The following is a 23,012-nucleotide window of genomic DNA, read 5'->3' on the forward strand; positions in this document are numbered from 1 at the left end:
CGGTGTTATGGGAATGCTAATCTCAAGTCCGAGGGCAAGACCAATGAAAAATCACGATCCCGGGCATCACCGGAGCGGATGGATGCTCAGGAGCCGGTCCGCAGCACGCGCAGTTTGTCCGCCAGTTCCGTCCAGCGATAGGGTTTGCTGATGAAGGATACGCCCTCGTCGAAACCTTCCGACGGCAGCGCCGACATGGGATAGCCGGAAGCGAGAAGGACCTTGATGCCCGGCCGCAGCTTCTGCGCCTTGCGAGAGAGTTCGACGCCGTTCATGCCGTTGGGCATGATCACGTCGCTGAACAGAACGTCGATGGGTATATCGCGCTCGAAGACCTCAATAGCATGCATGGCGTCGGTGGCGGTCAAGACGTCGTATCCGAGACTGTCGAAGATTTCCATCGCGACTTCAAGAACGGCAGGCTCGTCCTCGACGATCAGCACCGTTCCTGCGGTGTCGCGCGCAGGCTTGCCCATGTCGGAGGACCCTTCCTCATCCTGCTCCTCACCGCCGTCATGCGCCGGGAGAAGCATGGTGATCGTCGTGCCCTTGCCCGGCTCACTCTGCACCTCGATATGCCCGCCCGACTGCATGATGAAACCGTAGACCTGACTCAAGCCAAGCCCTGTTCCCTTGCCGAACTCCTTCGTGGTGAAGAAGGGCTCGAAGACGCGTTCCGCCACATCCTTCGACATGCCGATCCCTGTGTCGCGCACGTTCAGAACAACGTATGGACCAGCCGGGATGTTGCAGATCGCTGCGCGTGTCTCGTTCAGCTCGGTCTCGCTGACGGCGATCGTCAGCTCGCCGCCGTCCGGCATGGCATCGCGGGCATTCACCACGAGATTGAGAAGGGCGGCTTCGAATTGCGCGCCATCCACATTGATCGCGCTGGAGCGGGTGGGCAGAGAGAGGCGCAAATTCACCAGCTCCCCGCAAGCGCGGCGCAGAACGGTCTCAAACCCTTCGATGAGGGTTCGCGGATTGCGCAGCTCCGACTGCAGCGGCTGCCGGCGCGAGAAGGCGAGCAATTGCTGGGTCAGCCGTGCGCCCCGATCCGCAGCGCGCTGCGCGCTCTCGATGAGGCGGGTCTCGCGAGCTCCGGTCACGTTGCGCGTCAGGAGGTCGAGACTGTTGACGATGATCGTCAGCAGGTTGTTGAAGTCGTGTGCGATGCCCCCGGTCAATTGCCCGACGGTTTCCATCTTCTGCGCCTGGAAGAGGGCGGCTTGCGCCTGCTCCAATGCTTCCTGCGCGTTGCGGCGCTCGGTGATGTCGCGAGTGATCTTGGCGAAACCGATCAATCGCTTCATGTCGTTGTAAATCGGATCAATGACCACGCTTGCCCAGAAGCGGGTGCCGTCCTTGCGCACGCGCCAGCCTTCGGCATCGAAGCGGCCTTCGCGCCTTGCGATCTCAAGAGCGCGCTGCGGCAAACCTCTGGCCCGGTCCTCGTCCGTATAAAAGCGCGAGAAGTGCTTCCCCCGGATCTCGTCCTCAGTGTAGCCCTTGATCCGCTGCGCACCCGGATTCCAGTTCGACACATAGCCTTCGGGATCAAGCATGTAGATGGCGTAGTCGGTGACGCCCTGCACGAGCAGGCGAAAGCGCTGCTCGCTTTCCTTCAGTGCCTCTTCGGCCTTGCGCCGCTCGGTGAGGTCGCGGGTGATCTTGGCATAACCGATAAGATTGCCTTTGGCATCCCAGATGGGATCGATCACTACGTGGGCCCAGAAGCGGCCGCCATCCTTGCGCACGCGCCAGCCTTCGGCCTCGAACTTGCCTTCGCGCGCCGCCGTTTCCAGCGCACGCCGAGGCAGTTCGGTTGCGCGATCCTCGTCGGTGTAGAAGCGCGAGAAATGCTCCCCGAGGATTTCGCTTTCGATATAACCTTTAAATCGCTGAGCTCCGGAATTCCAACTTGCAATGATGCCGTTCGGATCGAGCATATAGATGGCGTAATCCGTTACGGCATCGACAAGGAGCTGGAAGCGTTCCTTCTCGGGCGCCGTCTCGGGTACTTGAACAGCATTCATCGAGAAACCCTTGAGAGACTCTTCGCGCATGACTTCCGGCGCGTCAGAGATCCGTTCGCGGCTAACGCGATTTCGTTCGTTGGAGTTCCTTGGAATTCGTTCCTGGCCAAGCTCTTCATGGGGATTGCGTATCATCTTCCCCTGGGTAAGAAAAGCTGACCCAGCGCGGCTTTTCCAGATGAACGGGGATACCGCCGGCCCTGATGATGTGCCCGGCCGCCAAGGCATCGGCGGCCCGGTCCAGACGGATCATCAGGAGGCCGCGGCCCTGCAGTCCGGATCCGGTCTTGCCCAGCGATTTCTCGCCTGCCGTCACCTCGACGCCCACATCGGCGGCGAACCCACCTTCATAGACGGCAGGGACGATGCGCGTGCGCGCGGTGCCCCGGTGCTGCATGCGCGATACGACTTCCTGGCCTACATAGCAGCCCTTGTCGAAGTCGACCCCATGCAGCTGGTCCATCAGCGCCTCATGCGGAAAGGCGTCTCCGAACATGAAGTCACGCCCGCCTTCCGGCACTCCAAGCGTGAGGCGATGAGTGTGATAAGCCTCCGGAGGTGCCTTCGCGAATTCCGCACCATCCTCGGCGGCAATGATGGCGCGCCAGCCAAGCTCAGCCAGGCGGGGGTCCTCCGTCACGAGACCGACCTCGTCGCCGGGCCTGGGCTCGTCCCAGCCCGCCACGACCGCCATGGCCTCGGACATATCCTCGATCGCGACCTTGGCCCGGAGCTTGTAGAAGCTCAGCCGCTTGGCGAGATCGGGAACGAAAACGTTGAGGGCGTCGAGATAATACCCGCCGCCGATCTCTTCGGGGGCCTGGAATACAAGGAAATCGAACAGGATCTTTCCCTGGGGCGACAGCAGAGCGCCGAACCGCGCCGTGCGCGGTGACACACGGTCGAGGTCGCAGGTGACGAGGCCGTCGAGAAAACTCTTGGCGTCCTCGCCCGAAACCCTTACCACGCCCCGGTCGGCTAAATGGACTGACGGCATGTCCCGCTCCAGTTGTTCAAACCTGAAGCGTGACATATGCCCCCTTCGCACAAGCCTCAAGGGATTAAGACCGCCATGACCCAAACCTTCGACCTGATCCTCAAAGGCGGCATCGTCGTGAACCAGGACGGACGCGTCGAGCGCGACGTCGGCATTCGGAGCGGAACCATTGCCGCCATCGGCGATCTCTCGCGGGCCTCCGCCGGCCGTGAGATCGATTGCCGCGGCCTGCATATCCTCCCCGGCGTCATCGACACGCAGGTGCATTTCCGCGAGCCCGGCCTCGATCATAAGGAGGACCTGGAATCCGGTTCCCGCGCGGCGGTGATGGGCGGCGTTACGGCGGTCTTCGAGATGCCGAATACCGACCCGCAGACCACAACGCCCGAAACGCTCGCCGACAAAGTGCGGCGCGGGCACCACCGCATGCATTGCGACTTCGCCTTCTGGGTCGGCGGCACGCATGAGAACGCGAAGGACGTCGCGGAGCTGGAGCGCCTGCCGGGTGCCGCCGGCATCAAGGTATTCATGGGCTCGTCCACCGGTTCGCTGCTCGTCGAGGATGACGAGGGCATCGCCAATATCCTGCGCAACACGCGCCGCCGCGCCGCTTTCCACTCCGAGGACGAGTCGATGCTGCGCGCGCGCAAGGATCTACGCGTCGAGAACGATCCGCGCTCCCACCCCGTCTGGCGTTCCGCTGAGGTGGCGCTTGCCTGCACGCAGCGCCTCGTGCGCATTTCGCGCGAGACCGGCGCGCGCATCCACGTGCTCCACGTTACGACCGCAGAGGAGATGGAGCTTCTCAAGGATTACAAGGAACTCGTTTCCGTCGAGGTGACGCCGCATCATCTGACGCTGGCTGGCCCTGAGGATTACGAGCGCCTCGGCACCTATATCCAGATGAACCCGCCCGTGCGCGACGAGCATCACCGCGCCGCGATCTGGCAGGGCTTGGACGAAGGCATTGCAGACATTCTCGGCTCCGACCACGCGCCGCATACACGCGAGGAAAAGAACAAGACCTATCCCAACACGCCCTCCGGCATGACCGGCGTGCAGACGCTCGTTCCCATCATGCTCGACCACGTGAATGCCAGCAGGCTCACGCTCGAGCGCTTCGTCGACATGACGAGCGCAGGGCCCAAGCGCCTCTTCGGCATCGCCCGCAAGGGCCGTATCGCCGTCGGCTACGACGCGGACTTCACCATCGTGGATCTGAAGCGCACGGAAGTCATCACCAACGACTGGATCGCATCGAAGTCGCAATGGACGCCTTACGACGGCAAGAAGGTGACCGGCTGGCCCATCGGGACCATCGTGCGTGGCAATGTGGTGATGTGGGACGGCGGATTGGAAAAGCCGTCGCAAGGTGAAGTGGTGAAGTTCGAGGAGACGCTCGGCGGGTAAGGACGCGTCGAGCGGAAATAATCCGGTCTCTGGAAGGTGCCGGTTGCGCGCAGTCGGCAACAAGCACCAGCTCGTCACGAACTGAGAGTTTTATATCGTGGAGCCTCGAAATAATTTTCGATGTCCGCCGGCAATTTGAATCCACAGCCGATGAACTTGGATCGGAGAAGCGACTCCGCCAGAGCATCTGAGACGATCAAATTATACTCTGCGCCCGGTGTTCCTACGTGGAATAACGGATGGTCGCCGATCTTGGATTCATCCAAGTGCAATACGCGAATTTTGGAAATGTATGGTCCCTTCGGGCCTGTGTCCATTTCGTAGGTGGAATGCACGAGGTCGAAGCAATCCACCATCTGGTAGACATGGAAGTAGAAATGAGTGTCCGTCAGAGTTTGCCCTCTATGCTTGATATGGGCGGGTCTGCACTCGAAACCTGAAACCTGCATCTCTTCAAGATGCCGCTTCAACCGCGCTGAGATGAAACGAAAGATGCCGGCTTCAAAATAATCTGGAAGCGGGCTTTTACTCAGAGCTTTCAGTTGGAACGGCGGAAGCTCTTCAGGAAGAGGGTGTCCGGCGAAGAATCCGTGCTGCGTGATGTCGATCAGATTCTTGATGACTACAACGGGATAAACTTGCGAGGCCGATACACGCTCATCCCAAAGCCAATATGCCTCGGATGCCTCGATCTTGATTGAAGGCACGTATTTGCGCGGATATCTCGGTGCTCCCGTGAGCACCGAGCGCAGAAGCCGGATGATGGCCTTCAATGCTTCAGCGTGGCCATCATCGAAAATGCGCCGCTGCGGATCTTGTCCGCGAAGGTCGCGGCATATTCCGCTACCGCTTCCTCACCATAAGTCGTGACGAGTTCGGTGAAGGCTGCGAAGAGGGCTGCCTGCGCCATGCAATCGGCATCGAGCCCATCGAGCTCGGCCTCGGCGAAAGCCTCGGTCACATAGCTCAGAGCAGCCTGCTTGATGGCGCTGAGTTCGGGCAGCTCGTCGAGGGGGAGGTCGTTGTCGTTCATGAATCCAGGCCCCTTTTCGGGGTCGGCGCGCGGGTTCGGTTGATTCGACTTGTAAGGCATCGCGCCGTCCCACCGCCAGCTTCACCTTGCAAAGAGGTTAACGCGAGAGGGTCGGCTCTAATAAATGTGGATAAAACCCTTTGCCGGGCACGGGTTTACGCCCTTCTGTCGGGCTGAAGGGCTCCTAGCCGCCGTAACGCCCGGTGATGCTGCGGGCCAGCTGCTCGCCTTCGCGGATGAAGCGGGTCGAGGCTTCCTGGGCCGATGGGGTGCAGACGCGGTAGGTGAGAGCGTAGGCCTGGTAGCCCTTGTTGTAGGCTCCTGCCAGACGCTCCTTGCGGCCGGGCGTCGTTCCCTCCGTGTCAATCAGGATCTGCATGCGCCGGCCCCATTCGCTGGAATCGGGGGCGGTGCAGAGAGGGCGTAGCATGGCGAGCGCGCCCATGATTTCGGAGAGCCGGAGGAGCTCCTTCTCATAAGGCGCGGGAGGCGGCTCGACCACGGGGGCGGGTGCCGCCTGTTGTTCCGGCTGCGGCGTTCCCGGGCGTTGCTGGGGCGCCGTCTGTTGCGGTCGCCGCTGCTGCGGGCGGTATTGAGGCTGGGGCCTGTATTGCTGCTGAGGAAGCGGCTGTTGCGGCACGTTCGGCCCGCGCGGAGGGCCGAAGAGGCGTTCGAAGAAGCCCTGCGCGCTTGCCGGCTGAAAGGAGACCGGCAGCATCACGAGAGCGGAGAGAAGCACGACGGCGCGCTTCATGGGCGCGCCTCCTCGCGTGCCATCCTGAAGGCCTGCTTCAGAATTCCGGTGAGCCCCGCTGTCATGGGCAGATCGCCGATGTCCCGTTCCGTAATCCAACGGATGTCCTTTGCTTCCGGTCCTGTCTGGGGCTCGCCCGAAACCCAGCGCGCGGCGTGGGCGGCGATGACGACATGGTGCTTTATATGGCCTTTCTCATCCCTTTCAATGAATTCGACAGGCGCGATCAGGCCTATGATCTCGGCTTCGACGCCGACCTCCTCGCGCAGCTCGCGCAAGGCGGCTTCGCCCAAAAGCTCTCCGGTTTCCACCATGCCGCCGGGCAGGGAGTAGAGCCCTTCGCTCGGCGGCTTGCCGCGTGCGGCGAGCAGGATGCGCCCGTCGCGGATCACCGCCACCGAGGCGGCGAGGATAGGTCGGGATGGATAGAAGCGGTCGTCGGTCATGACGGAGATGGTTCCTCGCCCACGACATAGCGTGCCCGGGGTCGGATGAGCTGGGACTGGCTGCGCTGCTCGATGGCATGGGCAAGCCATCCGGCCGTGCGCCCGACCGCGAAGAGCGTAAAGGCCGCGCTGCGCGGGAGTCCATAGGCCCGCTCCAGCATCACGAGCGCCGTGTCGATGCCGGGTTTCCCGCCACCGGCTGCGATGGCTTGCAGGGTCGTCGCATCGGAGGAGAGCAGCGGCACGTTCTCGAGGATTGCCGCTGCGCGCGGGTCGCCATCGGGATAGAGCTTATGCTGGAAGCTCGGAGCGGCGGTTTTGCCGGGTGCTTCCAGAAAGGCCCTGACCCGCTCCGTCATGCCGCCATGATAGGGGCCGCTCAAGGCCATGAGCCCGGCGATGATGGCGTTGCTCAGGGACGCGCCGGTCGAGGCCGTGACCCTCACCGCGAAGGCGGAGGAGCTGAGCTCGTGATCGGCGCAGAGAACGAGGGTTCGGCGGATGGCATCGGACGCCTGGGGCGCTTTCCAGGCGAGAGCCAGATGCTCGTGCAATGGCTCCGCTTCAGGAGCCGCGCCGCTGCCCGCTGCCGCCATGAGGCGCAGGATCGTCGCCACCTCGGCGGCCCGTAACTCCTTGGGCCTCGGCTCGGAGAGAAGGCGGACGGCATGGGTGACGAAGTCATGGAGGTCGAGCGCCCGGCCGGGCAGGGAGTGAGGCCGTCGGGACGGCAGGCGGAAGGCTTCAATGTCCAGGCCGCCGATCAGCAGGCGTGCGGTTTCCTCCAAGGTCTTCACCTGAGCCCAGGCGATGGCGTCGTGCCCGCGATAGAACAGGTGCCCGTCCTTGATCTGCGTGATGCTCGTCTCCAGCACCGGCAGGCCCCAATCGAGGGCGGTCGCCGCTGCGGCGGCCGGTCGTCGGAAGCGGGCCTTCTTCTCCACCAGCGTTTCCACATCGTCGAGGGCATAGAGCCGCTGGCGCGGGTCGTAGGGCGAGGAGAACGAGCGGATCAGACCCCGACTCACATAGGCATAGAGGCTCGCCCGGCTGATGCCGAGGCGGCCGGAGGCTTCTTCTGCCGAGGTCAGTTCAAGGCTCATATGTTGATATGTTGATTCAAGATTGACGGTTCTGCAAGCCCGGCGTGAAGGTTCTCGATAACAAGGAGAATCTCCATGAGCATCGGACTTGATGACGTCATTGCCGCCGAAACGATCCTGAGCCACGTGGACGGCGAGGCGGGCCGCCTCATCATTCGCGGGCACGACCTCGAAGAGCTTGCAGGCCGCGTCTCTTTCGAGGACGCCACGGCGATGCTGTGGGACGGGCTGGTGCCGGACGCGTCCGACCCCCGCGCGCTTTTCGGCGAAGCGCGGGAGAGGGCGTTCCACTATCTCTCCCCGCTTGCCAATAACCTTTCGGGTCTGACGCCTGTGGAGGGCATGCGCCTCCTGCTCTCGGCCCTGCCGGATGCGGACAAGAACCCGGCCTCCCTCGCCGTCGGCGCATCGGCGGTGGCGGCGGCCATGGCGATCCGGGGTGCGAAGGGGTTGGCTCCTGTCGCGCCCGATGCTTCTGATGGTCACGCGGCGGATCTTCTTCGCATGATCAAGGGCGCGCCTGTCGATGAGAGCCGGGCGAAGGGACTCGACACCTATCTCGTCACGGTGATCGACCACGGCCTCAACGCCTCCACCTTCACCGCCCGCGTGGTCGCCTCCACCGAGGCGGGGCTGCTCTCCTCCGTGGTCGCGGGCCTCTGCGCCTTGAAGGGGCCGCTCCATGGCGGCGCGCCGGGTCCGGTGCTCGACATGCTCGATGCCATCGGCACCATCGAGAATGCGGATGCCTGGCTCGATGACGCCATGGCGCGGGGCGAGCGCCTCATGGGTTTCGGCCACCGCATCTATCGTGTGCGCGATCCGCGCGCCGACGTGCTCAAGGCCGCAGCCGCGCGCTTGAAGGGCAACAACAACCGCATCGCCTTCGCGGAAGCCGTCGAGCAGACGGCCCTGAACGTGCTTCAGCGCCGCAAGCCCGGACGACGCCTCGACACCAATGTGGAGTTCTACACCGCGATCCTTCTCGATGCGCTCGGCGTGCCGCGCGAAGGCTTTACGCCGCTCTTCGCGGCAGGCCGCACGGCGGGCTGGGTGGCTCATGCTCTCGAGCAGGAGCGCGTGGCCCGCATCATCCGCCCGCAATCGCGCTATGTGGGGCCGTGGCCTGCGGAAGCAGCGTGACCGACTATACTCATGCTTCCTTGCACCGCAGGTTGTCCTCCTGAGATCCTGCCCTTCCCGATAACCGTTAGGAAGGGCGGCTGCTATGACGACAAACAGTGGCAAGGGCTATCTGGTGGGTGTCTCCGAGCGGAATGAGATTTTCAATCTTTCCTTGGCTGGGCTGACCGAAATCTACGGAATGGGAGGCAACGACGTCATTGGTGTGACGGTGCCGGGCACGAGCTACACCGCGTTCTACGGCATTGTTCTGAAAGGCGGGAGAGGATCCGACATCATCGACTACGGCAGTGTCGGAGCCAATAACTTTGCGACGATCTATGGCGACGACAATCCGGACCTGACGACCGCGTCGCTCGGAGCAGACCGTGACCACATCCTTGCTCTCAAAACAGCGGACAACATCTTCGCCGGCGGTGGCGCGGATTATGTCAACGCCGCCGGGGGATTCGATGTGGTTTTCGGCGGAGAGGGTGACGATACCCTATTCGGCGGCGCGGGCAGCGACCATATTCAGGGTAATGTCGGGAACGACTTTCTCCACGGCGCAACGCCTGCCGTCGTCTCCGGGCCGTTCCTGAGCATCACCGTGGATTTCAACGGCGCCACGGACGCCGCTTTAGGCGGCTCGCAAAGGGTAACCGGTACCGCCGGTCCCCTGGTCCCTGATGACCCGAGCAGCGACACCCTCGACGGTGGGGATGGGAACGATACGCTCGATGGCGGTCTCGGAATCGACCATATGTCGGGCGGTTTCGGGAACGACGTGTTTCATGTCGATCAAGCGGGCGATGTCGTCGTCGAAAGCGGCGGTGGAGGCATCGACAAGGTGATCTCGAGCGTCAGCTATGGGCTGTCTGCGAATGCGGAGATCGAGATCCTGCAGGCGAGTTCGGGAGCATTGCCGCTCAGCCTGACCGGCAATGCCTTCAAGAACACGATTTTCGGTGCCGATGGCGCGGACAGGCTTTTCGGATTGAACGGCAACGACGTGCTTCGAGGCGAGTCCGGGAATGATGTGCTCGACGGCGGCCTCCTCTCCGATACGCTCACGGGCGGTCTTGGCCGGGACATGTTCGTGTTTTCCAGCAAACCCACCAAGACCAATATCGAGCGGATCACGGACTACAACGTGAAGGACGACACGATCTGGCTGGAGAATGCCGTGTTCAAGGCGTTGGGGAAGAAGGGAACGATCACGTCACCCGCGGCTCTCAAGAGCGGGTTCTTCTATTCCGGCTCTGCAGCGCACGATGGCGATGACCACGTTATCTACAACAAGAAGACCGGCGCGCTGTACTACGATCCGGACGGCATCGGCGGCGCGGCTCAGGTGAAGATCGCGGCCCTTGCAAAGAACCTCGCTCTGACCGCCAAGGATTTCTTCCTGATCTGAGGTGCTGGCGAGTGGGGCAGCCGTCTTCAGACGTGCTGCCCGCCATTGATGTGCAGCTCCGCGCCGGTCACGTAGGAACTCGCATCGGTGCACAGGAAGTAGATGGCCTTCGCCACCTCGTCCGGCGTGCCGAGGCGGCGCATGGGCAACTGCTCGACGATCTTCTCCGTGCCGGGCGAGAGGATCGATGTATCGATCTCGCCGGGGGAGATGGCGTTCACGCGAACGCCGAGCGGCCCGAAATCGGCGGCCATCTCACGGGTGAGCGCGGCGAGCGCCGCTTTTGAGGTGGCATAAGCCGCGCCCGCGAAAGGATGAACGCGCGAACCCGCGATGGAGGTGACGTTCACCACCGAGCCCTTGGCGCGGGTCAACTCGTCCTGCAGGCCGCGCGCCAGCATGATCGAGGCGAAGAAGTTCACCTGGAATACGCGCAGCCAATCGTCATGCAATGTGTGGATCGCGTCGAGCCGCGAACCGCCGGGGCCTTTCGGCGAGATGCCCGCATTGTTGACGAGCGCATGGAGGCAGCCGCCCTCGGCGGCAAGCCGCTCCTTCACGTCGGCGATGGCGCGGACAGTGTCCTCGGCATTGGCGAGATCGACCTGGAGATGATCCTCCGGCCCCATCTCCCACGGGCAGTTCTCGGGAAAGCCGTGGCGCGAGCATGTGATCACCCGCCAGCCGGCGGCGGAGAAGCGCTTCACCGTGGCATGCCCGATCCCGCGGCTGGCGCCGGTGAGCAGCATGATGCGGCGGGAGGTGTTGGACGAAGAGGACATTTTCAAAAATCTCTATCAGCGCGCAGCTTCATTCCAGATCGCATGGTCCGATACTGCCGTCTCTCAAACCTGTAAGATAGACTTCGGAATCGAGGCGAAGCTCGATGGTGCCATCGCCGTAGACATCTTCAAGAAACCGGTCGGACTGAAACGGTAATCGAAACGTGTCCTGGCCGGAGTGCAAGATTGCCGTAAGGCCACGCTCCCGGAATTCAACCTTGATCGGCATCGATACCGCATTACCCGGAAACGGACCATAGCAATCGATCGTCCTCATCCCATCACGACGATAGTAAGAGGGATCGCCATCGCCGGAGACGAGGAGCGCGGCCCCCAAGACAAACAGGAAGATTGGTCCGATCACGATGGATCGGACCAACCATCTCAGAAAGATATTATCCGCTATCAAACTTGCTCTGCCGGATCTGACTACGGATAAAGCCGCGTCTTGCGCCAGCCGTCCGCTTCGCGGGTGAAGACCACGCGGTCGTGGAGGCGGAAGGGCTTGTCCTGCCAGAGCTCGATGGTCACGGGCGCGATGCGGAAGCCCGTCCAGTAGGGCGGGCGCGGCACTTCGCCGATGGCGTATTTCGCGGTGTTGACGGCGACCGCCTTCTCCAGCGCGAAGCGGCTCTCCAGCGGCCGCGATTGCTGGCTCGCCCAGGCGCCGATGCGGCTGTCGCGGGGACGGCTCTGGAAATAGGCGTCGGCCTCTTCGTCGCTCACGATGGTCACCGGGCCACGGGCGCGGACCTGGCGGCGCAGGCTCTTCCAGTGGAGCACGATGGCGGCCTTCTGCTGGCCCAGAAGCTCGCGGCCCTTGTTGGATTCCGTGTTGGTGTAGAACACGAAGCCGTTCTCGTCGAAACCCTTGAGCAGCACCATGCGCACATTGGGCAGGCCCGTCTCGTCGACGGTGGCGAGCGCCATGGCGTTCGGGTCGTTCGGCTCGCAGGCCTCCGCCTCCTTCAGCCAGGAGCCGATCAGAGCGAAGGGTTCTTCCGCTTCGGTGAAGTCACCGGTTGTTAACGGGTTCAATGTTTTATCCCTGAGTGTGACTTTTCGATCTGGGAGATTCGACGCGTGCCGTGGACCAATCCGCGCCGTTATAGATCAGATGCTTTCCTGCGCGAAGCCGGGAAAATTCTGGCTGCGGGATTGATCGCCCTGTCGACCTCCGCATGCAGCTATTCGCTCGGCATGATGGGCATGAACAGCGACGAGCCCAAGACCACGGGCGCGATTGCGCCGGTCGATGACGTTTCGGAAATCGCCAACCCCTTGTCCGCCGACCTCGACGAAGAGGATTGGCGCCGGGCCAAGGCCGCCTTGGGCGTCGCGCTCGACCCGCAGGGCCCGGGCACCCAGGTTTCCTGGGACAATCCCGAGACCGACATGAAGGGCAGCTTCACGCCCACCGGCGCGCCCTTCGTGAAGAACGACGAGATCTGCCGCACCTTCAATGCCCAGCTCAGCGGTTCCGCCACGGCCTCCCTGCATGGCATGGCCTGCCGGCCTTCGGGCGATGAATGGGCGATCAGGGAGGTCAAGCCTGCCGGGGCCGAGACCAAGCCGGATCAATCGCCGGCTAAATCGGCTAAAAAGCTCGCCAAGGCTTGAGCTTACGCAAGCTTCCCGTTGCAAAGTAGCAACACTTTATCCATATGAACCCTTGAGTTCCGTAGGGCAGTTCTGCCCTAATCCGACGGTTCATGGATTTGTCCGCAATGCGAAACCCCTACGACGTTCTAGGCGTATCCCGCTCCGCGAGCGAAGCGGAGATCAAGAAAGCGTTCCGCAAGCTGGCCAAGACCTATCATCCCGACAGCAACCAGAACGACCCCAAGGCCAAGGACAAGTTCGCCGAAGTCAATTCCGCCTATGAGATCCTGGGCGATGCCGACAAGCGCGGGCAGTTCGACCGGGGCGAGATCGACGCGGAAGGCAAGCCGCGCTTCCAGGGTTTCGAGGGCTTCGGCGGCGGCCGGGGCGCTGGAGCGCAAGGCTTCGAGGGCTTCGGCTTCGGCGGTCGCCGTTCCCGGGGGTTCTCGGGCGGCGAGACGAGCGATTTCTTCTCCGAGCTTTTCGGCGAGGCTTTCCGCTCGGCGGGAGCCGAGAACATGCGCCAGCAGCAACAGAGCCGCGCCCGTCCTCAGAAGGGAGAGGATGTGTCCGCAACCCTGACCGTGACCCTGGAAGAGGTGGCGGCGGAGGCCAAGAAGCGTATCCGGCTTCCCACCGGGCGTGATCTCGACGTGGTCATCCCCAAGGGCGTGAATGATGGGCAGGTGATCCGCCTGCGCGGCCAGGGGCAGGGCGCTCCGAGCGTGGACCCGGGCGATGCGCTGCTCACCATCAAGATCGCTCCCCATGACCGCTTCACCATGGAGGGCCCGAATCTCCGCTCGCGCTTGCCGATCCAGATCGAGGAGGCGATCCTCGGCGGCTCGGTGCGGATCCCGACCCTGACCGGGGCGGTGAACATGAACATTCCGCCCATGACCGATTCCGGCCGAACCTTCCGCCTGCGCGGCAAGGGCCTGCCCATGAAGGGTGGGGATTATGGCGACCTGCTGGTGACCGTGGAGATCAAGCTGCCCGAGGTGGTGGACGAGGATCTGATGGACTACGCCCGCAAGCGGCGTTCCGCTAAGGCAGAATAGCGAAAATCCACGATATAACGCCGGGATTTGCCCTCTTGAGCCCAAGAGGGCTTCCCCATGCCTGTGGTCTCGGCTAAAGAAGCCGCTCTTTTCAACGTGTCCAGCGACGATCTAGGTGAATCATGGCGGAGACAAAGGCCCCCGGCATCCTGGCCGGTAAGCGTGGCTTGGTGATGGGCGTGGCGAACAACCGTTCGATCGCCTGGGGCATTGCGCAGGCTGCTCGCCAGCAGGGTGCGGAGCTGGCTTTCACGTATCAGGGCGACGCCCTGAAGAAGCGTGTCGAGCCCCTGGCGAAGGAGCTCGACGCCCACGTGGTCGGCCATTGCGACGTCACGGACGGCGCCACCATCGACGCGGTGTTCGAGGAAGTGAAGCGCCTCTGGGGCTCCATCGACTTCGTCATCCACTGCATCGCCTTCTCCGACAAGGACGAGCTGACCGGTCGCTACGTGGACACGACCGAGGGCAACTTCTCCAAGTCGCTCCTCATCTCCTGCTATTCCTTCACGGCCATCGCGCAGCGCGCCGAAAAGCTGATGAACGACGGCGGCTCGATGCTGACGCTCACCTATTACGGCGCCGAGAAGTGGATGCCGCACTACAATGTCATGGGCGTGGCCAAGGCCGCGCTTGAGGCGTCGGTGCGTTACCTCGCGGCCGATCTCGGCCCCAAGAACATCCGCGTCAACGCCATCTCGGCGGGCCCGATCAAGACGCTCGCCGCCTCCGGCATCGGCGACTTCCGCTACATTCTGAAGTGGAACGAGTACAACTCGCCGCTGCGCCGCACGGTCACCATCGAGGAAGTCGGCGAGACGGCGGCCTACCTCGTCTCCGACATGTCCCGCGGCATGACCGGCGAGATCCTGCATGTGGATGCCGGCTATCACGTGGTCGGCATGAAGACCCCGGAAGCCCCCGACCTCTCCCTCGACAAAGAGTAGTCTGCCCCTCATGACCCTGTCTCGCCCAAAGATCTATTTCATCCGCCACGGCGAGACGGATTGGAATCTCGAGGGACGTCTCCAGGGCCAGAAGGACATTCCGCTCAACGATCTCGGCCGCGTGCAGGCCGAGGAGGCGGGGCGTCGTCTCCAATCTGTCGCTCCGCAATTCGAGGACCTCGCCTATGTGGCGAGCCCGATGCTGCGCACCCGCGAGACCATGGAGATCCTGCGGGGAGCCGTCGGCCTTCACCCCGAGAGCTACAAGCTGGACGACCGTCTGATCGAGATCACCTTCGGCGCCTGGGAAGGCATGACCTGGAAGGAAGTCCGCAAGGCCGAGCCGCAACTGGCGGCTCTGCGCGAGCGCGACAAGTGGAACTACGTTCCCCCGGGCGGAGGCGAGAGCTACGCCATGCTCGTGGACCGCATCCATCCCATCATCGAGGACATCACGCGCGATACTGTCATCGTCGCCCATGGTGGCGTCGCCCGCGCCTTCCTCGCCCTCTGCTGCGGCGTCAATTCACGTCAGGCCGCCAGCATGGATATCTGGCAGGGCAGGGTGCTGGTGATCGAGGGGCGCAACCACCGCTGGGTGTGAGTAGGATTTCTCATGTTCATCGTCATTCTCACCTACTGCAAGCCGTTGTCCGAAGTGGACCTGCATGTCGATGCCCATATCGATTGGCTGAAGCAATGCTATGACCGTGGTGTTTTCCTGCTTTCCGGGCGGCAGGTGCCCAGAGTGGGAGGCTTCATCCTGGCGCACGGTCTCAGCCGTGATGAACTGGATAAGATCCTGGCTCAGGACCCGTTTAATCGCGCCGGTGTCGCGGAATACGACGTGAAGGAAGTCATGCCGGCCATGGCGGATGAGCGCTTGGCCTGGCTCGTTCAGCGGTAAGCCGATCACCCGCTTTTATCCATTCCTGAGAGCGGTCTGTGACGTCCTTTCCTCTCGGCTGTCTTCACCGGCTCGGCTGTGCCGTCCGGGATGACGCTCTCCCACGTCATCACCGGCCTTGTGCCGGTGATCCACGCCTTCACGCGCTAAAGGCGTGGATGCCCGGATCAAGTCCGGGCATGACGATGCGGGTCAATGTTCTCTTTTTGTTCTTGACAAGGTTCCTAATCTGGGCTATAGGTGGAGCGTCCCGGCTCACCGAGGGGCGCGCTCGCGAGGCGTCGTGATTGTCGGAGCCGGGAACGGTCCCGTGTCAGGCCTCGCAAGCCTGTCGGCGGGAGGCCCACCGCTGAAAACGACGCGGTGTCCGCCTAAAAGAACCGTGCGCGAGGAGCCGTTAGGTTCTTCAAACACTCACATAGCATCGAGCCCGACGCCTCCTCGCGCCTCCCTCGATCCCAAACCTCGGGCTGCATAAGCCGCGAGAGCGCTGATGCTTGCTCTTTGCAGTCGGTGCCTATCGTTTCGGGGGCGTGACACCCGCCCGCTTTGGTCTTAAGACGCCTTGAACCTTCGAAGAAGCGCCATGTCCCACAATACCTTCGGTCACCTTTTCCGCGTCACCACTTTCGGCGAGAGCCATGGGCCCGCCCTTGGCTGCGTCATCGACGGCTGCCCGCCCATGATCCCGATCGAGGCTTCCGAGATCCAGGCGGAGCTCGACCGCCGCCGCCCGGGCCAGTCGCGTTTCACGACGCAGCGCCAGGAGCCGGATCAGGTGAAGATCCTGTCGGGCGTGTTCATCGATGAGCGCACAGGCCAGCAGGTCACCACCGGCACGCCCATCGCGCTGATGATCGAGAACGTGGACCAGCGCTCGAAGGATTATTCCGAGATCAAGAATTCCTACCGCCCGGGCCATGCGGATTTCACCTACGACGTGAAATACGGCATCCGCGATTATCGCGGCGGCGGGCGCTCCTCCGCCCGCGAGACGGCGGCCCGCGTGGCGGCGGGCGCGGTGGCGCGAAAGGTTCTCTCCGGCGTCACCATTCGCGGCGCGCTGGTGCAGATGGGTCCGCACGCCATCGATCGCGGCAATTGGGATTGGGATGAGATTTCCCGCAACCCGTTCTTCTGCCCGGATGCGAAGGCGGCTGCCTTCTACGAGGAATATCTCGATGGCTTGCGCAAGGCAGGATCCTCCATCGGTGCGGTGCTCGAAATCGTGGCCGAGGGCGTGCCGGCAGGCCTCGGCGCTCCGATCTACGGCAAGCTCGATTCCGATCTCGCCTCCGCGATGATGTCGATCAATGCCGTGAAGGGCGTCGAGATTGGCGACGGCTTCGCGGCGGCGGCTTTGCGCGGCGAGGAGAACGCGGACGAGATGCGCTCCGGCAACCAGGGCGCGCCGACCTTCCTGTCGAACCATGCGGGCGGCATTCTCGGGGGCATCTCCACGGGCCAGCCGGTGGTCTGCCGTTTTGCGGTCAAGCCCACCTCGTCGATCCTCACCCCGCGCTCCAGCGTGACTCGCACCGGCGCCGAGGCCGAGGTGATGACCAAGGGCCGCCATGACCCCTGCGTCGGCATCCGCGCCGTGCCGGTGGGCGAGGCCATGATGGCCTGCGTTCTGGCCGATCATGTCTTGCGTCATCGCGGACAGGTGGGCGAGGGGCCGTCCTGGCCGTTCAAGGCTTAGGGTTCTTCTCACTCTCCATAGCCTCACCTCAGGAGGACCGTCAGGTCCGTCTCGAAGGGCGAGGCATTTCCAGAGATCGCTGGAGCCTCCTTCGAGACGCCTGCTGCGCAGGCTCCTCAGGATGAGGTGGAGTGCTTTCGCGCAAGCCGAAATCGGCAAATTTTAGTTTTACTAAAATCCCGCCATCCGTTAAGCCAAGCTCATGAAGCTGGCTGAATGGTTATCCCGGAATGGCGTGTCGCGCGTGGAGTTCGCGCGGCGGATCGGCGTCACGCCCGGCGCCATTACCCAGATGTGCAACTCAGAGCAGGCCTGGATTTCGCGGGATACCGCGGAACTGATCGCCCGCGAGACCCGCGGCGCGGTCACGCCCAATGATTTTCTGCCCCCATCCCTTCAGGAGGCCTTGATGCCCAATTCCGTCACTGAAGCCATCGAGGCTTTCGCTCGTGGTGAAATCGTCATCGTGACCGATGATGATGACCGCGAGAACGAAGGCGATCTCATCGTCGCGGCCTCCCTCTGCACGCCGGAGAAGATGGCCTTCATCATCCGCAATACCTGCGGCATCGTTTGCGCCCCGCTCACCGCTGCGGAAGCGCGCCGCCTGCGCCTCGACCCGATGGTGGCCTCGAACGACGCGCCCCTCGGTACGGCGTTTACGGTGACCGTCGACGTGAAGCACGGGCTTACCACCGGCATTTCCGCCGAGCAGCGCTCCAATACCGTGCGCGCGCTTGCCAACCATAACATGGGGGCCACCGACTTCGTGCGTCCCGGCCACATCTTCCCGCTGATCGCGAAGGATGGCGGCGTGCTCATGCGCTCGGGTCACACGGAAGCGGCGGTCGATCTCTGCAAGCTCGCGAACCTGCCGCCGGTTGGCGTGATCTGCGAACTCGCCAACGACGACGGCACGGTGATGAAGGGCGCGCAGATCGATGCGTTTGCCGAGAAGCACGACCTTAAGCGCATCTCGGTGGCCGATCTCATCGCCTATCGTCAGTCGCGCGAGAAGCTTGTCGAGCGCATCGCCACCTTCCCGGTGGAGACGCCGTGGGGCTCGTTCACGGGCTATGCTTATTCGACGCCCTTCGACAGCGTGCAGCACATGGCGCTCGTCCATGGTCGCATCGGCGATGGCTCGAATATTCCCGTGCGCCTGCACCGCGCCAATGCGCTCACGGATGTGTTCGAGGGCGGCAAGACGGTTGCTGCCGCCATGCAGCGTTTCGTGAAGGAGGGCAGGGGCGTTCTCGTCTACCTGCGCGACGGAACGGCGGGTGTGCCGACCACCACTTTCACAGAGCACGACGAAACCGCTTCCGAAGTCGCGCGCTCCAATCAGTGGCGCGAGATCGGACTCGGCGCGCAGATCCTCAAGGATCTCGGCGTGGCCTCGATCCGCAATCTCGCGACGTCGAGCCGTTCTTATGTAGGCCTCAGCGGCTTCGGTATCGATCTGCTGGGTGACGAACCGATCGAGTGCTGATCGACAAAACGTATTTCCTGCACACTGTCCTCATTCTGAGGACAGTGTTTTAGGTGTTCACCTCGCGCCCCATCAGGGCGTCGAGATGAAACGCTGTCGATTTCGATAGGCCTTCGAGATCGTAGCCGCCTTCGAGAACCGACACGATGCGGCCGCCGCAACGGCAGTCTGCGAGATACATCAGCTTGCGGGTCGCCCAGGCGAAATCCGTCTCGGTCAGGTTGAGGCTCGCGAGCGGATCGCGCCAATGGGCGTCGAAGCCTGCCGAGATGATGATGAGATCGGGACGGAATGCATCGATGCGCGGAACGATGACGCTCTCCACCGCATCGCGGAAAGCTTCCGATCCATCGCCCGCATTGAGCGGCGCATTGACGATGTTGTTGTGCTCGCCCGTCTCCGAGAGCGCGCCCGTTCCGGGATAGAGCGGCGCTTCATGCGTGGAGCAATAGAGCACGCTGGCATCGCTCCAGAAAATGTCCTGCGTGCCGTTGCCGTGGTGCACGTCCCAATCGAAGATCGCGATACGCTCGGCCCCGAACTTCTTCTGCGCATGGCGCGCCGCAATCGCCGCGTTGTTGAAGAAGCAGAAGCCCATCGCCCTGATGCGCTCGGCGTGATGGCCCGGCGGTCTCATGGCGACGAAGGCGTTCGCCGCGCGGCCCGACATTACCTCGTCCACGGCCTTCACCGCACCTCCCGCGCCGCGCAGGGCGGCCTCGTAGGTGCCCGGCGACATCACCGTGTCCTCATCAATCCGGACTAATCCCTCCCGGGGGCTGATGTCCCGCAGCCGAACCACGTAATCTTCAGGGTGCGCCAGAGTGAGGCTTTCCATCTCGGCCATAGGTGCCTGATCGCGGATCAGGGTGGTGAAGCGCTCCTTCTCCAGGGCTCGCTCGATGGCACGTATGCGGTCGGGGCGCTCCGGGTGACCAAGAGGTGTCTGATGGTCGAGGCTGGCCGGATGGCTGATGTAGAGCGTGGACATGCAAGCACTTGATTTGGGGTGGAAAAGCAGTGTCGCAGCCGTATGAGTGAATGTCCATGTTGTTGCGATGCAACACTCATTTGGGGTTAACCGTGGCATGGTTCGGGTGATTCGCTCATTGACCCTGGGTCAACTTACCCTAGCGTTATAGCGTTAATTTTCACACATGCTGCCCTTGCGGCGGCAAAGCAGAGCTTTGTTCCGATGCGCCTCTCGAGACTCGTCCTTCTTGTCGCAACCATGGCAGCCCTGGCCGGCTGTACCTTTAAGGGTATTCCGGACCCGCAGGTTTCCGCACGCGATACCGAATGGATGGCACAGGTTCCGCCTGCCCAGGAAGAGCCGCGCTATGGCCGCTACCTCATCGAGGACCCAACGGGCGAAGCGCCTGGCACGATCGTTGTCGATACCAAGCAGCGCTTCCTTTATTACGTGATGCCGAACAAGCAGGCGATCCGCTATGGCGTGACGGTCGGCGATGAGGCCTATGGCTGGACCGGCACCTCGCGCATTGCCCGCAAGGCCGAGTGGCCGGATTGGAATCCGCCCGCCGAGATGAAGGCCCGCTGGCCGCATGTGCAGTTCACCAAGGGCGGCCCCAACAACCCGCTCGGCGCCCGCGCTCTCTATCTCTATGAGGGCAACAAGGACACGCTCTACCGCATCCACGGCACCAACGAGCCGGAGAAGATCGGCCAAGCCGTGTCCTCGGGCTGCATCCGCATGCGCAACATCGACGTGATCGATCTCTACAATCGCGTGGCGATGAACACGAAAGTGATCGTCCGCTAAGATCGCATCAGACGAACAGGAAAAGCGCCCCAAGGGGCGCTTTTTTCGTTGCGGCTGTAGGAATTGTCAGTCGAGCTGAGCTTCCTTGCGCAGGATCGCGGGAAGCTCCTGTGCCTTGGCCTTCGCCGGTTGGCGTTTCACCGAGCGCATGGCGGCGGCGAGAGCGGGAAGAGCGACGGGCTTGAAAGCCGGAGCGGCCTGGGCGGCCTCGTGGCTCGATTGAGGATCGCGGTTCTTGGCGTTCGAAGTCATGGTTTTTCCTCCAGGTCCGGCGGTTTTTGCACCTGCCGTTCATGATCGCGGAGCCATGACCTGATTAAGGCATGGCTTCGATCATGTGCGTGTTGTCCCACACATGATCCGATCAGGCTGAATCCAGGATTAACGCCGCAGGATTCCAGCGGTTTCGAGAGCCGCTTCCTGGCGGTTCCTGGATGAAGCCTCCTTCGAGCGCGCGGCCAGGATTGAGACCAGGACCAATGCGCCGATCATGCCCATATGCTCGCCTGCGGTATGGAATGCGGTGATGGCGCGCTCGCCCTCAAGCCGCCAGAAGGCATGAACGATCGGGATGGTCAGGAATGTGAAGACTCCGAGCATGGCGGCGCCGAACCACGTGCCACGGTTGAAGATGATCAGCGCTGAGCCAGTGAGCTGAACGAAAATCGTGAGGCTGTTGAAGAGCCATGCGGGCTCGAGCCCGAAATGGCTCATCTCCGCCATGCCGCCGGAGAAGTCCAAGAGCTTGGCGAGGCCGCTACCCCAGAACGGAAAGGTGAAGAGAACGCGAGCGGCGATTTCGGTGATGCGGCTCGACAGAATGGCCTCGACCCAACGCGGTGTCATGATCAGTCCCCTTGGTTGTGTGACGTAACGGTAAGCGGGGCTGTGATTAAGGCCAAGCCTTGCGATTAAATGTGCGAAGCCGCACGCTTCGCGAATGCCTCTCCATCCCTCAATCCCATCTCATAGGCCTTGCGGATGCCGGACGGATTGGTGATGTCGAATTGCCCGATGGGGACGGGCGCGGACGGCTGGATGTAGGTGCGTCCCTTCACATTCGGGAAAGCGCGATAGAGGCGCGAGAGAATGACGAGGGTCTTGCCGCCTTGCGCTTCCACGGGCAAGAGCGGCTCGGTCGGCACGTTGTCGACGAGGCCCCCATCAAGAGCGGCCATGCCGCCGACAAGACCCACCGGCATGAAAGGCGGCACGCTGGCGCTCGCCATCAACGCTGCCGAGACCTCCGCAGGTGTTTCGAGATCCTGTACGCGCACGAATTCGGGACTGAAACCGAGCGCGCGTCCGCCGCGCGGATGCACGGGGGAGTGCCATTTCTTCTCGATCTGATACGTGGCGATCCCGAGCGGAACGGCGATGGAAAGCGGCAGGCGGCGCGGCTTGCGCGCAAGGCCGATCAGGACGTCCGGTCCCTGCTGCAAGTACGCCAGGGCATCGTCGTCGATGATGGTCTCGATCAGGCTGCGGTACATGAAGGCGACGGGCCAAGGCGAGCCTTCGCTGCGCCACGCCTTCCATTCGAAATTGCGGCGGCCCTGACTGCAGCCCTCCGCCACCATGGCGTTGACCGTCCGGCCGAGGCCCAGAAGGCTGTAGCAGGCGGACCACGCGCCCGCGCTCACGCCCACGACCATGGAGGGCTTGAGGTTCAGAAGCGGTGAGGCAGCCTCCCAGAAGCCGCCCTGCCAGTAGCAGCGGTTGCCGCCTCCTGCGAATGCCACCGCATCGAACATGAATGCCTACCGCTGAAGTTTCGCGAGGCTCGCATCCTCCTCGGTGCGGGCGAGTTCACGCCAAGCGAGCACGATGCGCTCGAGATCGGCCAGGTCCTTCTCGGGCAGGGAGCCCAAAGTGCGCTGCACATAGGCGCGCTGTGCGGCAAGGCCCTTCTCCGCGAGGTCGCGCCCCCTCTTCGTGAGGTAAAGCGCATTCGAGCGCCGGTCGCCGGGAATGGAGCGGCGCTCCACGAGGTCCGCCTCCACCATCCGGTCGAGAAGGCCGGAGACATTTCCCTTGGTCACATAGAGCCGCTCCGCCAGCTCCTGCTGGCTTAGCCCCTCACGCTCGGTCAGCGTGGAGAGAAGATCGAATTGCGGAATAGACAGGCCGATGGCCTTGAGCTCGCCGGCCACGGTGTTGAGCGCGCGGCGATGCAGGCGAATGACGCGAAACCAGATGCGAAGCGGGTCTGCTCCAAGATCCGCGGGGGCGGGAGATGGGGACGTCAAGGCGAGGCTCCTGATAAGGAGAGATAGTTTATAGTGAAACGATCTGTTCCGTCATCCCCACAGAAAGCCCCATCCAGCGCCGATAAGGCGGCTGCCGTCGCAATATCCGTGAATAATAAGGGTATCAGGCCGCGCGTAACGTTCTGTAATATCAATATTATGCTAAGGC

At 62.8% G+C, this 23,012-nt stretch carries 26 protein-coding genes; 11 read left to right on the forward strand and 15 right to left on the reverse strand.

Going from position 1 to position 23,012, the window contains the following annotated elements:
* Positions 1-86 precede the first annotated feature (86 nt).
* Positions 87-2,036, reverse strand: a complete 1,950-nt coding sequence (locus MHY87_RS05760) for a PAS domain S-box protein (protein WP_370644863.1) — start codon at positions 2,034-2,036, stop codon at positions 87-89.
* A gap of 115 nt (positions 2,037-2,151) precedes the next feature.
* Entirely contained in the window at positions 2,152-3,033 is an 882-nt protein-coding gene (locus MHY87_RS05765; RefSeq protein ID WP_239350303.1) for a folate-binding protein YgfZ, read from the reverse strand.
* 75 nt (positions 3,034-3,108) lie between these two features.
* Here MHY87_RS05765 and MHY87_RS05770 point away from each other — a divergent pair, with 75 nt between their 5' ends.
* Positions 3,109-4,443, forward strand: coding sequence for a dihydroorotase (locus MHY87_RS05770; RefSeq protein WP_239350305.1), 1,335 nt, complete (start codon positions 3,109-3,111; stop codon positions 4,441-4,443).
* Positions 4,444-4,517: 74 nt separating this feature from the next.
* Here MHY87_RS05770 and MHY87_RS05775 read toward each other — a convergent pair whose 3' ends face one another.
* The 5 genes from MHY87_RS05775 to MHY87_RS05795 all read right to left on the reverse strand — a co-directional run bounded on the left by MHY87_RS05775 (position 4,518) and on the right by MHY87_RS05795 (position 7,779).
* Positions 4,518-5,216, reverse strand: coding sequence for an imm11 family protein (locus tag MHY87_RS05775; protein ID WP_239350307.1), 699 nt, complete (start codon positions 5,214-5,216; stop codon positions 4,518-4,520).
* Entirely contained in the window at positions 5,213-5,476 is a 264-nt protein-coding gene (locus tag MHY87_RS05780) for a hypothetical protein (RefSeq protein ID WP_239350309.1), read from the reverse strand. Before MHY87_RS05780 ends, MHY87_RS05775 begins: the two co-directional genes overlap by 4 nt.
* Before the next feature lie 184 nt (positions 5,477-5,660).
* Positions 5,661-6,230, reverse strand: coding sequence for a TIGR02301 family protein (locus MHY87_RS18935; protein ID WP_370644847.1), 570 nt, complete (start codon positions 6,228-6,230; stop codon positions 5,661-5,663).
* Complete coding sequence (locus MHY87_RS05790; protein ID WP_239350311.1) at positions 6,227-6,676, reverse strand: NUDIX hydrolase; 450 nt, start codon at positions 6,674-6,676, stop codon at positions 6,227-6,229. The genes MHY87_RS18935 and MHY87_RS05790 overlap by 4 nt, the downstream gene beginning before the upstream one ends.
* A complete protein-coding gene (locus tag MHY87_RS05795; protein ID WP_239350313.1) occupies positions 6,673-7,779 on the reverse strand; it encodes a citrate synthase family protein in 1,107 nt (368 codons plus the stop codon). The genes MHY87_RS05790 and MHY87_RS05795 overlap by 4 nt, the downstream gene beginning before the upstream one ends.
* A gap of 75 nt (positions 7,780-7,854) precedes the next feature.
* Between MHY87_RS05795 and MHY87_RS05800 the strand changes: the two genes are divergently transcribed.
* Both MHY87_RS05800 and MHY87_RS05805 read left to right on the forward strand, forming a co-directional pair.
* Positions 7,855-8,922 carry a citrate synthase/methylcitrate synthase gene (locus MHY87_RS05800; protein ID WP_239350315.1) on the forward strand — a complete coding sequence of 356 codons (1,068 nt, stop codon included), beginning with the start codon at positions 7,855-7,857 and terminating at the stop codon, positions 8,920-8,922.
* An 85-nt stretch (positions 8,923-9,007) separates the two neighbouring features.
* The gene (locus tag MHY87_RS05805) at positions 9,008-10,318 is read left to right on the forward strand and encodes a calcium-binding protein (protein ID WP_239350317.1); all 1,311 of its coding nucleotides are present in this window, start codon (positions 9,008-9,010) and stop codon (positions 10,316-10,318) included.
* 26 nt (positions 10,319-10,344) lie between these two features.
* Here the strand turns inward: MHY87_RS05805 and MHY87_RS05810 are convergent, their stop codons facing one another.
* From MHY87_RS05810 to pdxH, 3 genes are all read right to left on the reverse strand, one after another.
* Complete coding sequence (locus MHY87_RS05810; protein WP_239350319.1) at positions 10,345-11,100, reverse strand: SDR family NAD(P)-dependent oxidoreductase; 756 nt, start codon at positions 11,098-11,100, stop codon at positions 10,345-10,347.
* Between the two features lie 28 nt (positions 11,101-11,128).
* Positions 11,129-11,464, reverse strand: coding sequence for a hypothetical protein (locus MHY87_RS05815; protein WP_239350321.1), 336 nt, complete (start codon positions 11,462-11,464; stop codon positions 11,129-11,131).
* Between the two features lie 65 nt (positions 11,465-11,529).
* Positions 11,530-12,138, reverse strand: coding sequence for a pyridoxamine 5'-phosphate oxidase (gene pdxH / locus MHY87_RS05820; RefSeq protein ID WP_239350323.1), 609 nt, complete (start codon positions 12,136-12,138; stop codon positions 11,530-11,532).
* Between the two features lie 45 nt (positions 12,139-12,183).
* Here pdxH and MHY87_RS05825 point away from each other — a divergent pair, with 45 nt between their 5' ends.
* The 7 genes from MHY87_RS05825 to ribB all read left to right on the forward strand — a co-directional run bounded on the left by MHY87_RS05825 (position 12,184) and on the right by ribB (position 18,811).
* On the forward strand, positions 12,184-12,720 hold the full coding sequence (locus MHY87_RS05825; protein ID WP_239350325.1) for an RT0821/Lpp0805 family surface protein: 537 nt from the start codon (positions 12,184-12,186) through the stop codon (positions 12,718-12,720).
* Between the two features lie 107 nt (positions 12,721-12,827).
* On the forward strand, positions 12,828-13,763 hold the full coding sequence (locus MHY87_RS05830; protein ID WP_239350327.1) for a DnaJ C-terminal domain-containing protein: 936 nt from the start codon (positions 12,828-12,830) through the stop codon (positions 13,761-13,763).
* A gap of 122 nt (positions 13,764-13,885) precedes the next feature.
* Positions 13,886-14,710, forward strand: a complete 825-nt coding sequence (gene fabI / locus MHY87_RS05835; protein ID WP_239350329.1) for an enoyl-ACP reductase FabI — start codon at positions 13,886-13,888, stop codon at positions 14,708-14,710.
* Between the two features lie 10 nt (positions 14,711-14,720).
* The gene (locus MHY87_RS05840) at positions 14,721-15,314 is read left to right on the forward strand and encodes a histidine phosphatase family protein (protein ID WP_239350331.1); all 594 of its coding nucleotides are present in this window, start codon (positions 14,721-14,723) and stop codon (positions 15,312-15,314) included.
* A 12-nt stretch (positions 15,315-15,326) separates the two neighbouring features.
* Entirely contained in the window at positions 15,327-15,617 is a 291-nt protein-coding gene (locus tag MHY87_RS05845) for a YciI family protein (protein ID WP_239350333.1), read from the forward strand.
* 586 nt (positions 15,618-16,203) lie between these two features.
* A complete protein-coding gene (gene aroC, locus MHY87_RS05850; RefSeq protein WP_239350335.1) occupies positions 16,204-17,319 on the forward strand; it encodes a chorismate synthase in 1,116 nt (371 codons plus the stop codon).
* A gap of 202 nt (positions 17,320-17,521) precedes the next feature.
* The gene (gene ribB / locus MHY87_RS05855) at positions 17,522-18,811 is read left to right on the forward strand and encodes a 3,4-dihydroxy-2-butanone-4-phosphate synthase (protein ID WP_239350336.1); all 1,290 of its coding nucleotides are present in this window, start codon (positions 17,522-17,524) and stop codon (positions 18,809-18,811) included.
* A gap of 49 nt (positions 18,812-18,860) precedes the next feature.
* Here the strand turns inward: ribB and MHY87_RS05860 are convergent, their stop codons facing one another.
* Complete coding sequence (locus tag MHY87_RS05860) at positions 18,861-19,802, reverse strand: histone deacetylase family protein (RefSeq protein ID WP_239350337.1); 942 nt, start codon at positions 19,800-19,802, stop codon at positions 18,861-18,863.
* Positions 19,803-20,006: 204 nt separating this feature from the next.
* Between MHY87_RS05860 and MHY87_RS05865 the strand changes: the two genes are divergently transcribed.
* Positions 20,007-20,594 (forward strand): L,D-transpeptidase, encoded by a 588-nt coding sequence (locus tag MHY87_RS05865; RefSeq protein WP_239350338.1) that lies wholly within the window; start codon positions 20,007-20,009, stop codon positions 20,592-20,594.
* A 66-nt stretch (positions 20,595-20,660) separates the two neighbouring features.
* Here the strand turns inward: MHY87_RS05865 and MHY87_RS05870 are convergent, their stop codons facing one another.
* The 4 genes from MHY87_RS05870 to MHY87_RS05885 form a co-directional block, all read right to left on the reverse strand.
* Positions 20,661-20,846, reverse strand: coding sequence for a hypothetical protein (locus MHY87_RS05870; protein ID WP_239350339.1), 186 nt, complete (start codon positions 20,844-20,846; stop codon positions 20,661-20,663).
* 129 nt (positions 20,847-20,975) lie between these two features.
* Positions 20,976-21,440, reverse strand: coding sequence for a DoxX family protein (locus MHY87_RS05875; RefSeq protein ID WP_239350340.1), 465 nt, complete (start codon positions 21,438-21,440; stop codon positions 20,976-20,978).
* A gap of 65 nt (positions 21,441-21,505) precedes the next feature.
* Complete coding sequence (locus MHY87_RS05880; RefSeq protein ID WP_239350341.1) at positions 21,506-22,348, reverse strand: patatin-like phospholipase family protein; 843 nt, start codon at positions 22,346-22,348, stop codon at positions 21,506-21,508.
* 6 nt (positions 22,349-22,354) lie between these two features.
* On the reverse strand, positions 22,355-22,843 hold the full coding sequence (locus tag MHY87_RS05885) for a MarR family winged helix-turn-helix transcriptional regulator (protein ID WP_239350342.1): 489 nt from the start codon (positions 22,841-22,843) through the stop codon (positions 22,355-22,357).
* Positions 22,844-23,012: the final 169 nt, after the last annotated feature.

Source organism: Microvirga sp. ACRRW, from assembly GCF_022346925.1.
In the GTDB taxonomy this organism is placed as follows: Bacteria; Pseudomonadota; Alphaproteobacteria; order Rhizobiales; family Beijerinckiaceae; genus Microvirga.

Coding starts and splice junctions, on each gene's coding strand:
- MHY87_RS05875 (WP_239350340.1), bottom strand. CDS start 21,440: ATGACACCGCGTTGGGTCGAGGCCATTCTGTCGAGCCGCATCACCGAA.
- MHY87_RS05765 (WP_239350303.1), bottom strand. CDS start 3,033: ATGCCGTCAGTCCATTTAGCCGACCGGGGCGTGGTAAGGGTTTCGGGC.
- MHY87_RS05790 (WP_239350311.1), bottom strand. CDS start 6,676: ATGACCGACGACCGCTTCTATCCATCCCGACCTATCCTCGCCGCCTCG.
- MHY87_RS05840 (WP_239350331.1), top strand. CDS start 14,721: ATGACCCTGTCTCGCCCAAAGATCTATTTCATCCGCCACGGCGAGACG.
- MHY87_RS05865 (WP_239350338.1), top strand. CDS start 20,007: ATGCGCCTCTCGAGACTCGTCCTTCTTGTCGCAACCATGGCAGCCCTG.
- ribB (WP_239350336.1), top strand. CDS start 17,522: ATGAAGCTGGCTGAATGGTTATCCCGGAATGGCGTGTCGCGCGTGGAG.
- aroC (WP_239350335.1), top strand. CDS start 16,204: ATGTCCCACAATACCTTCGGTCACCTTTTCCGCGTCACCACTTTCGGC.
- MHY87_RS05810 (WP_239350319.1), bottom strand. CDS start 11,100: ATGTCCTCTTCGTCCAACACCTCCCGCCGCATCATGCTGCTCACCGGC.
- MHY87_RS05760 (WP_370644863.1), bottom strand. CDS start 2,036: ATGAATGCTGTTCAAGTACCCGAGACGGCGCCCGAGAAGGAACGCTTC.
- MHY87_RS05845 (WP_239350333.1), top strand. CDS start 15,327: ATGTTCATCGTCATTCTCACCTACTGCAAGCCGTTGTCCGAAGTGGAC.
- MHY87_RS05780 (WP_239350309.1), bottom strand. CDS start 5,476: ATGAACGACAACGACCTCCCCCTCGACGAGCTGCCCGAACTCAGCGCC.
- MHY87_RS05880 (WP_239350341.1), bottom strand. CDS start 22,348: ATGTTCGATGCGGTGGCATTCGCAGGAGGCGGCAACCGCTGCTACTGG.
- fabI (WP_239350329.1), top strand. CDS start 13,886: ATGGCGGAGACAAAGGCCCCCGGCATCCTGGCCGGTAAGCGTGGCTTG.
- MHY87_RS05870 (WP_239350339.1), bottom strand. CDS start 20,846: ATGACTTCGAACGCCAAGAACCGCGATCCTCAATCGAGCCACGAGGCC.
- MHY87_RS05795 (WP_239350313.1), bottom strand. CDS start 7,779: ATGAGCCTTGAACTGACCTCGGCAGAAGAAGCCTCCGGCCGCCTCGGC.
- MHY87_RS18935 (WP_370644847.1), bottom strand. CDS start 6,230: ATGAAGCGCGCCGTCGTGCTTCTCTCCGCTCTCGTGATGCTGCCGGTC.
- MHY87_RS05770 (WP_239350305.1), top strand. CDS start 3,109: ATGACCCAAACCTTCGACCTGATCCTCAAAGGCGGCATCGTCGTGAAC.
- MHY87_RS05805 (WP_239350317.1), top strand. CDS start 9,008: ATGACGACAAACAGTGGCAAGGGCTATCTGGTGGGTGTCTCCGAGCGG.
- MHY87_RS05800 (WP_239350315.1), top strand. CDS start 7,855: ATGAGCATCGGACTTGATGACGTCATTGCCGCCGAAACGATCCTGAGC.
- MHY87_RS05860 (WP_239350337.1), bottom strand. CDS start 19,802: ATGTCCACGCTCTACATCAGCCATCCGGCCAGCCTCGACCATCAGACA.
- MHY87_RS05830 (WP_239350327.1), top strand. CDS start 12,828: ATGCGAAACCCCTACGACGTTCTAGGCGTATCCCGCTCCGCGAGCGAA.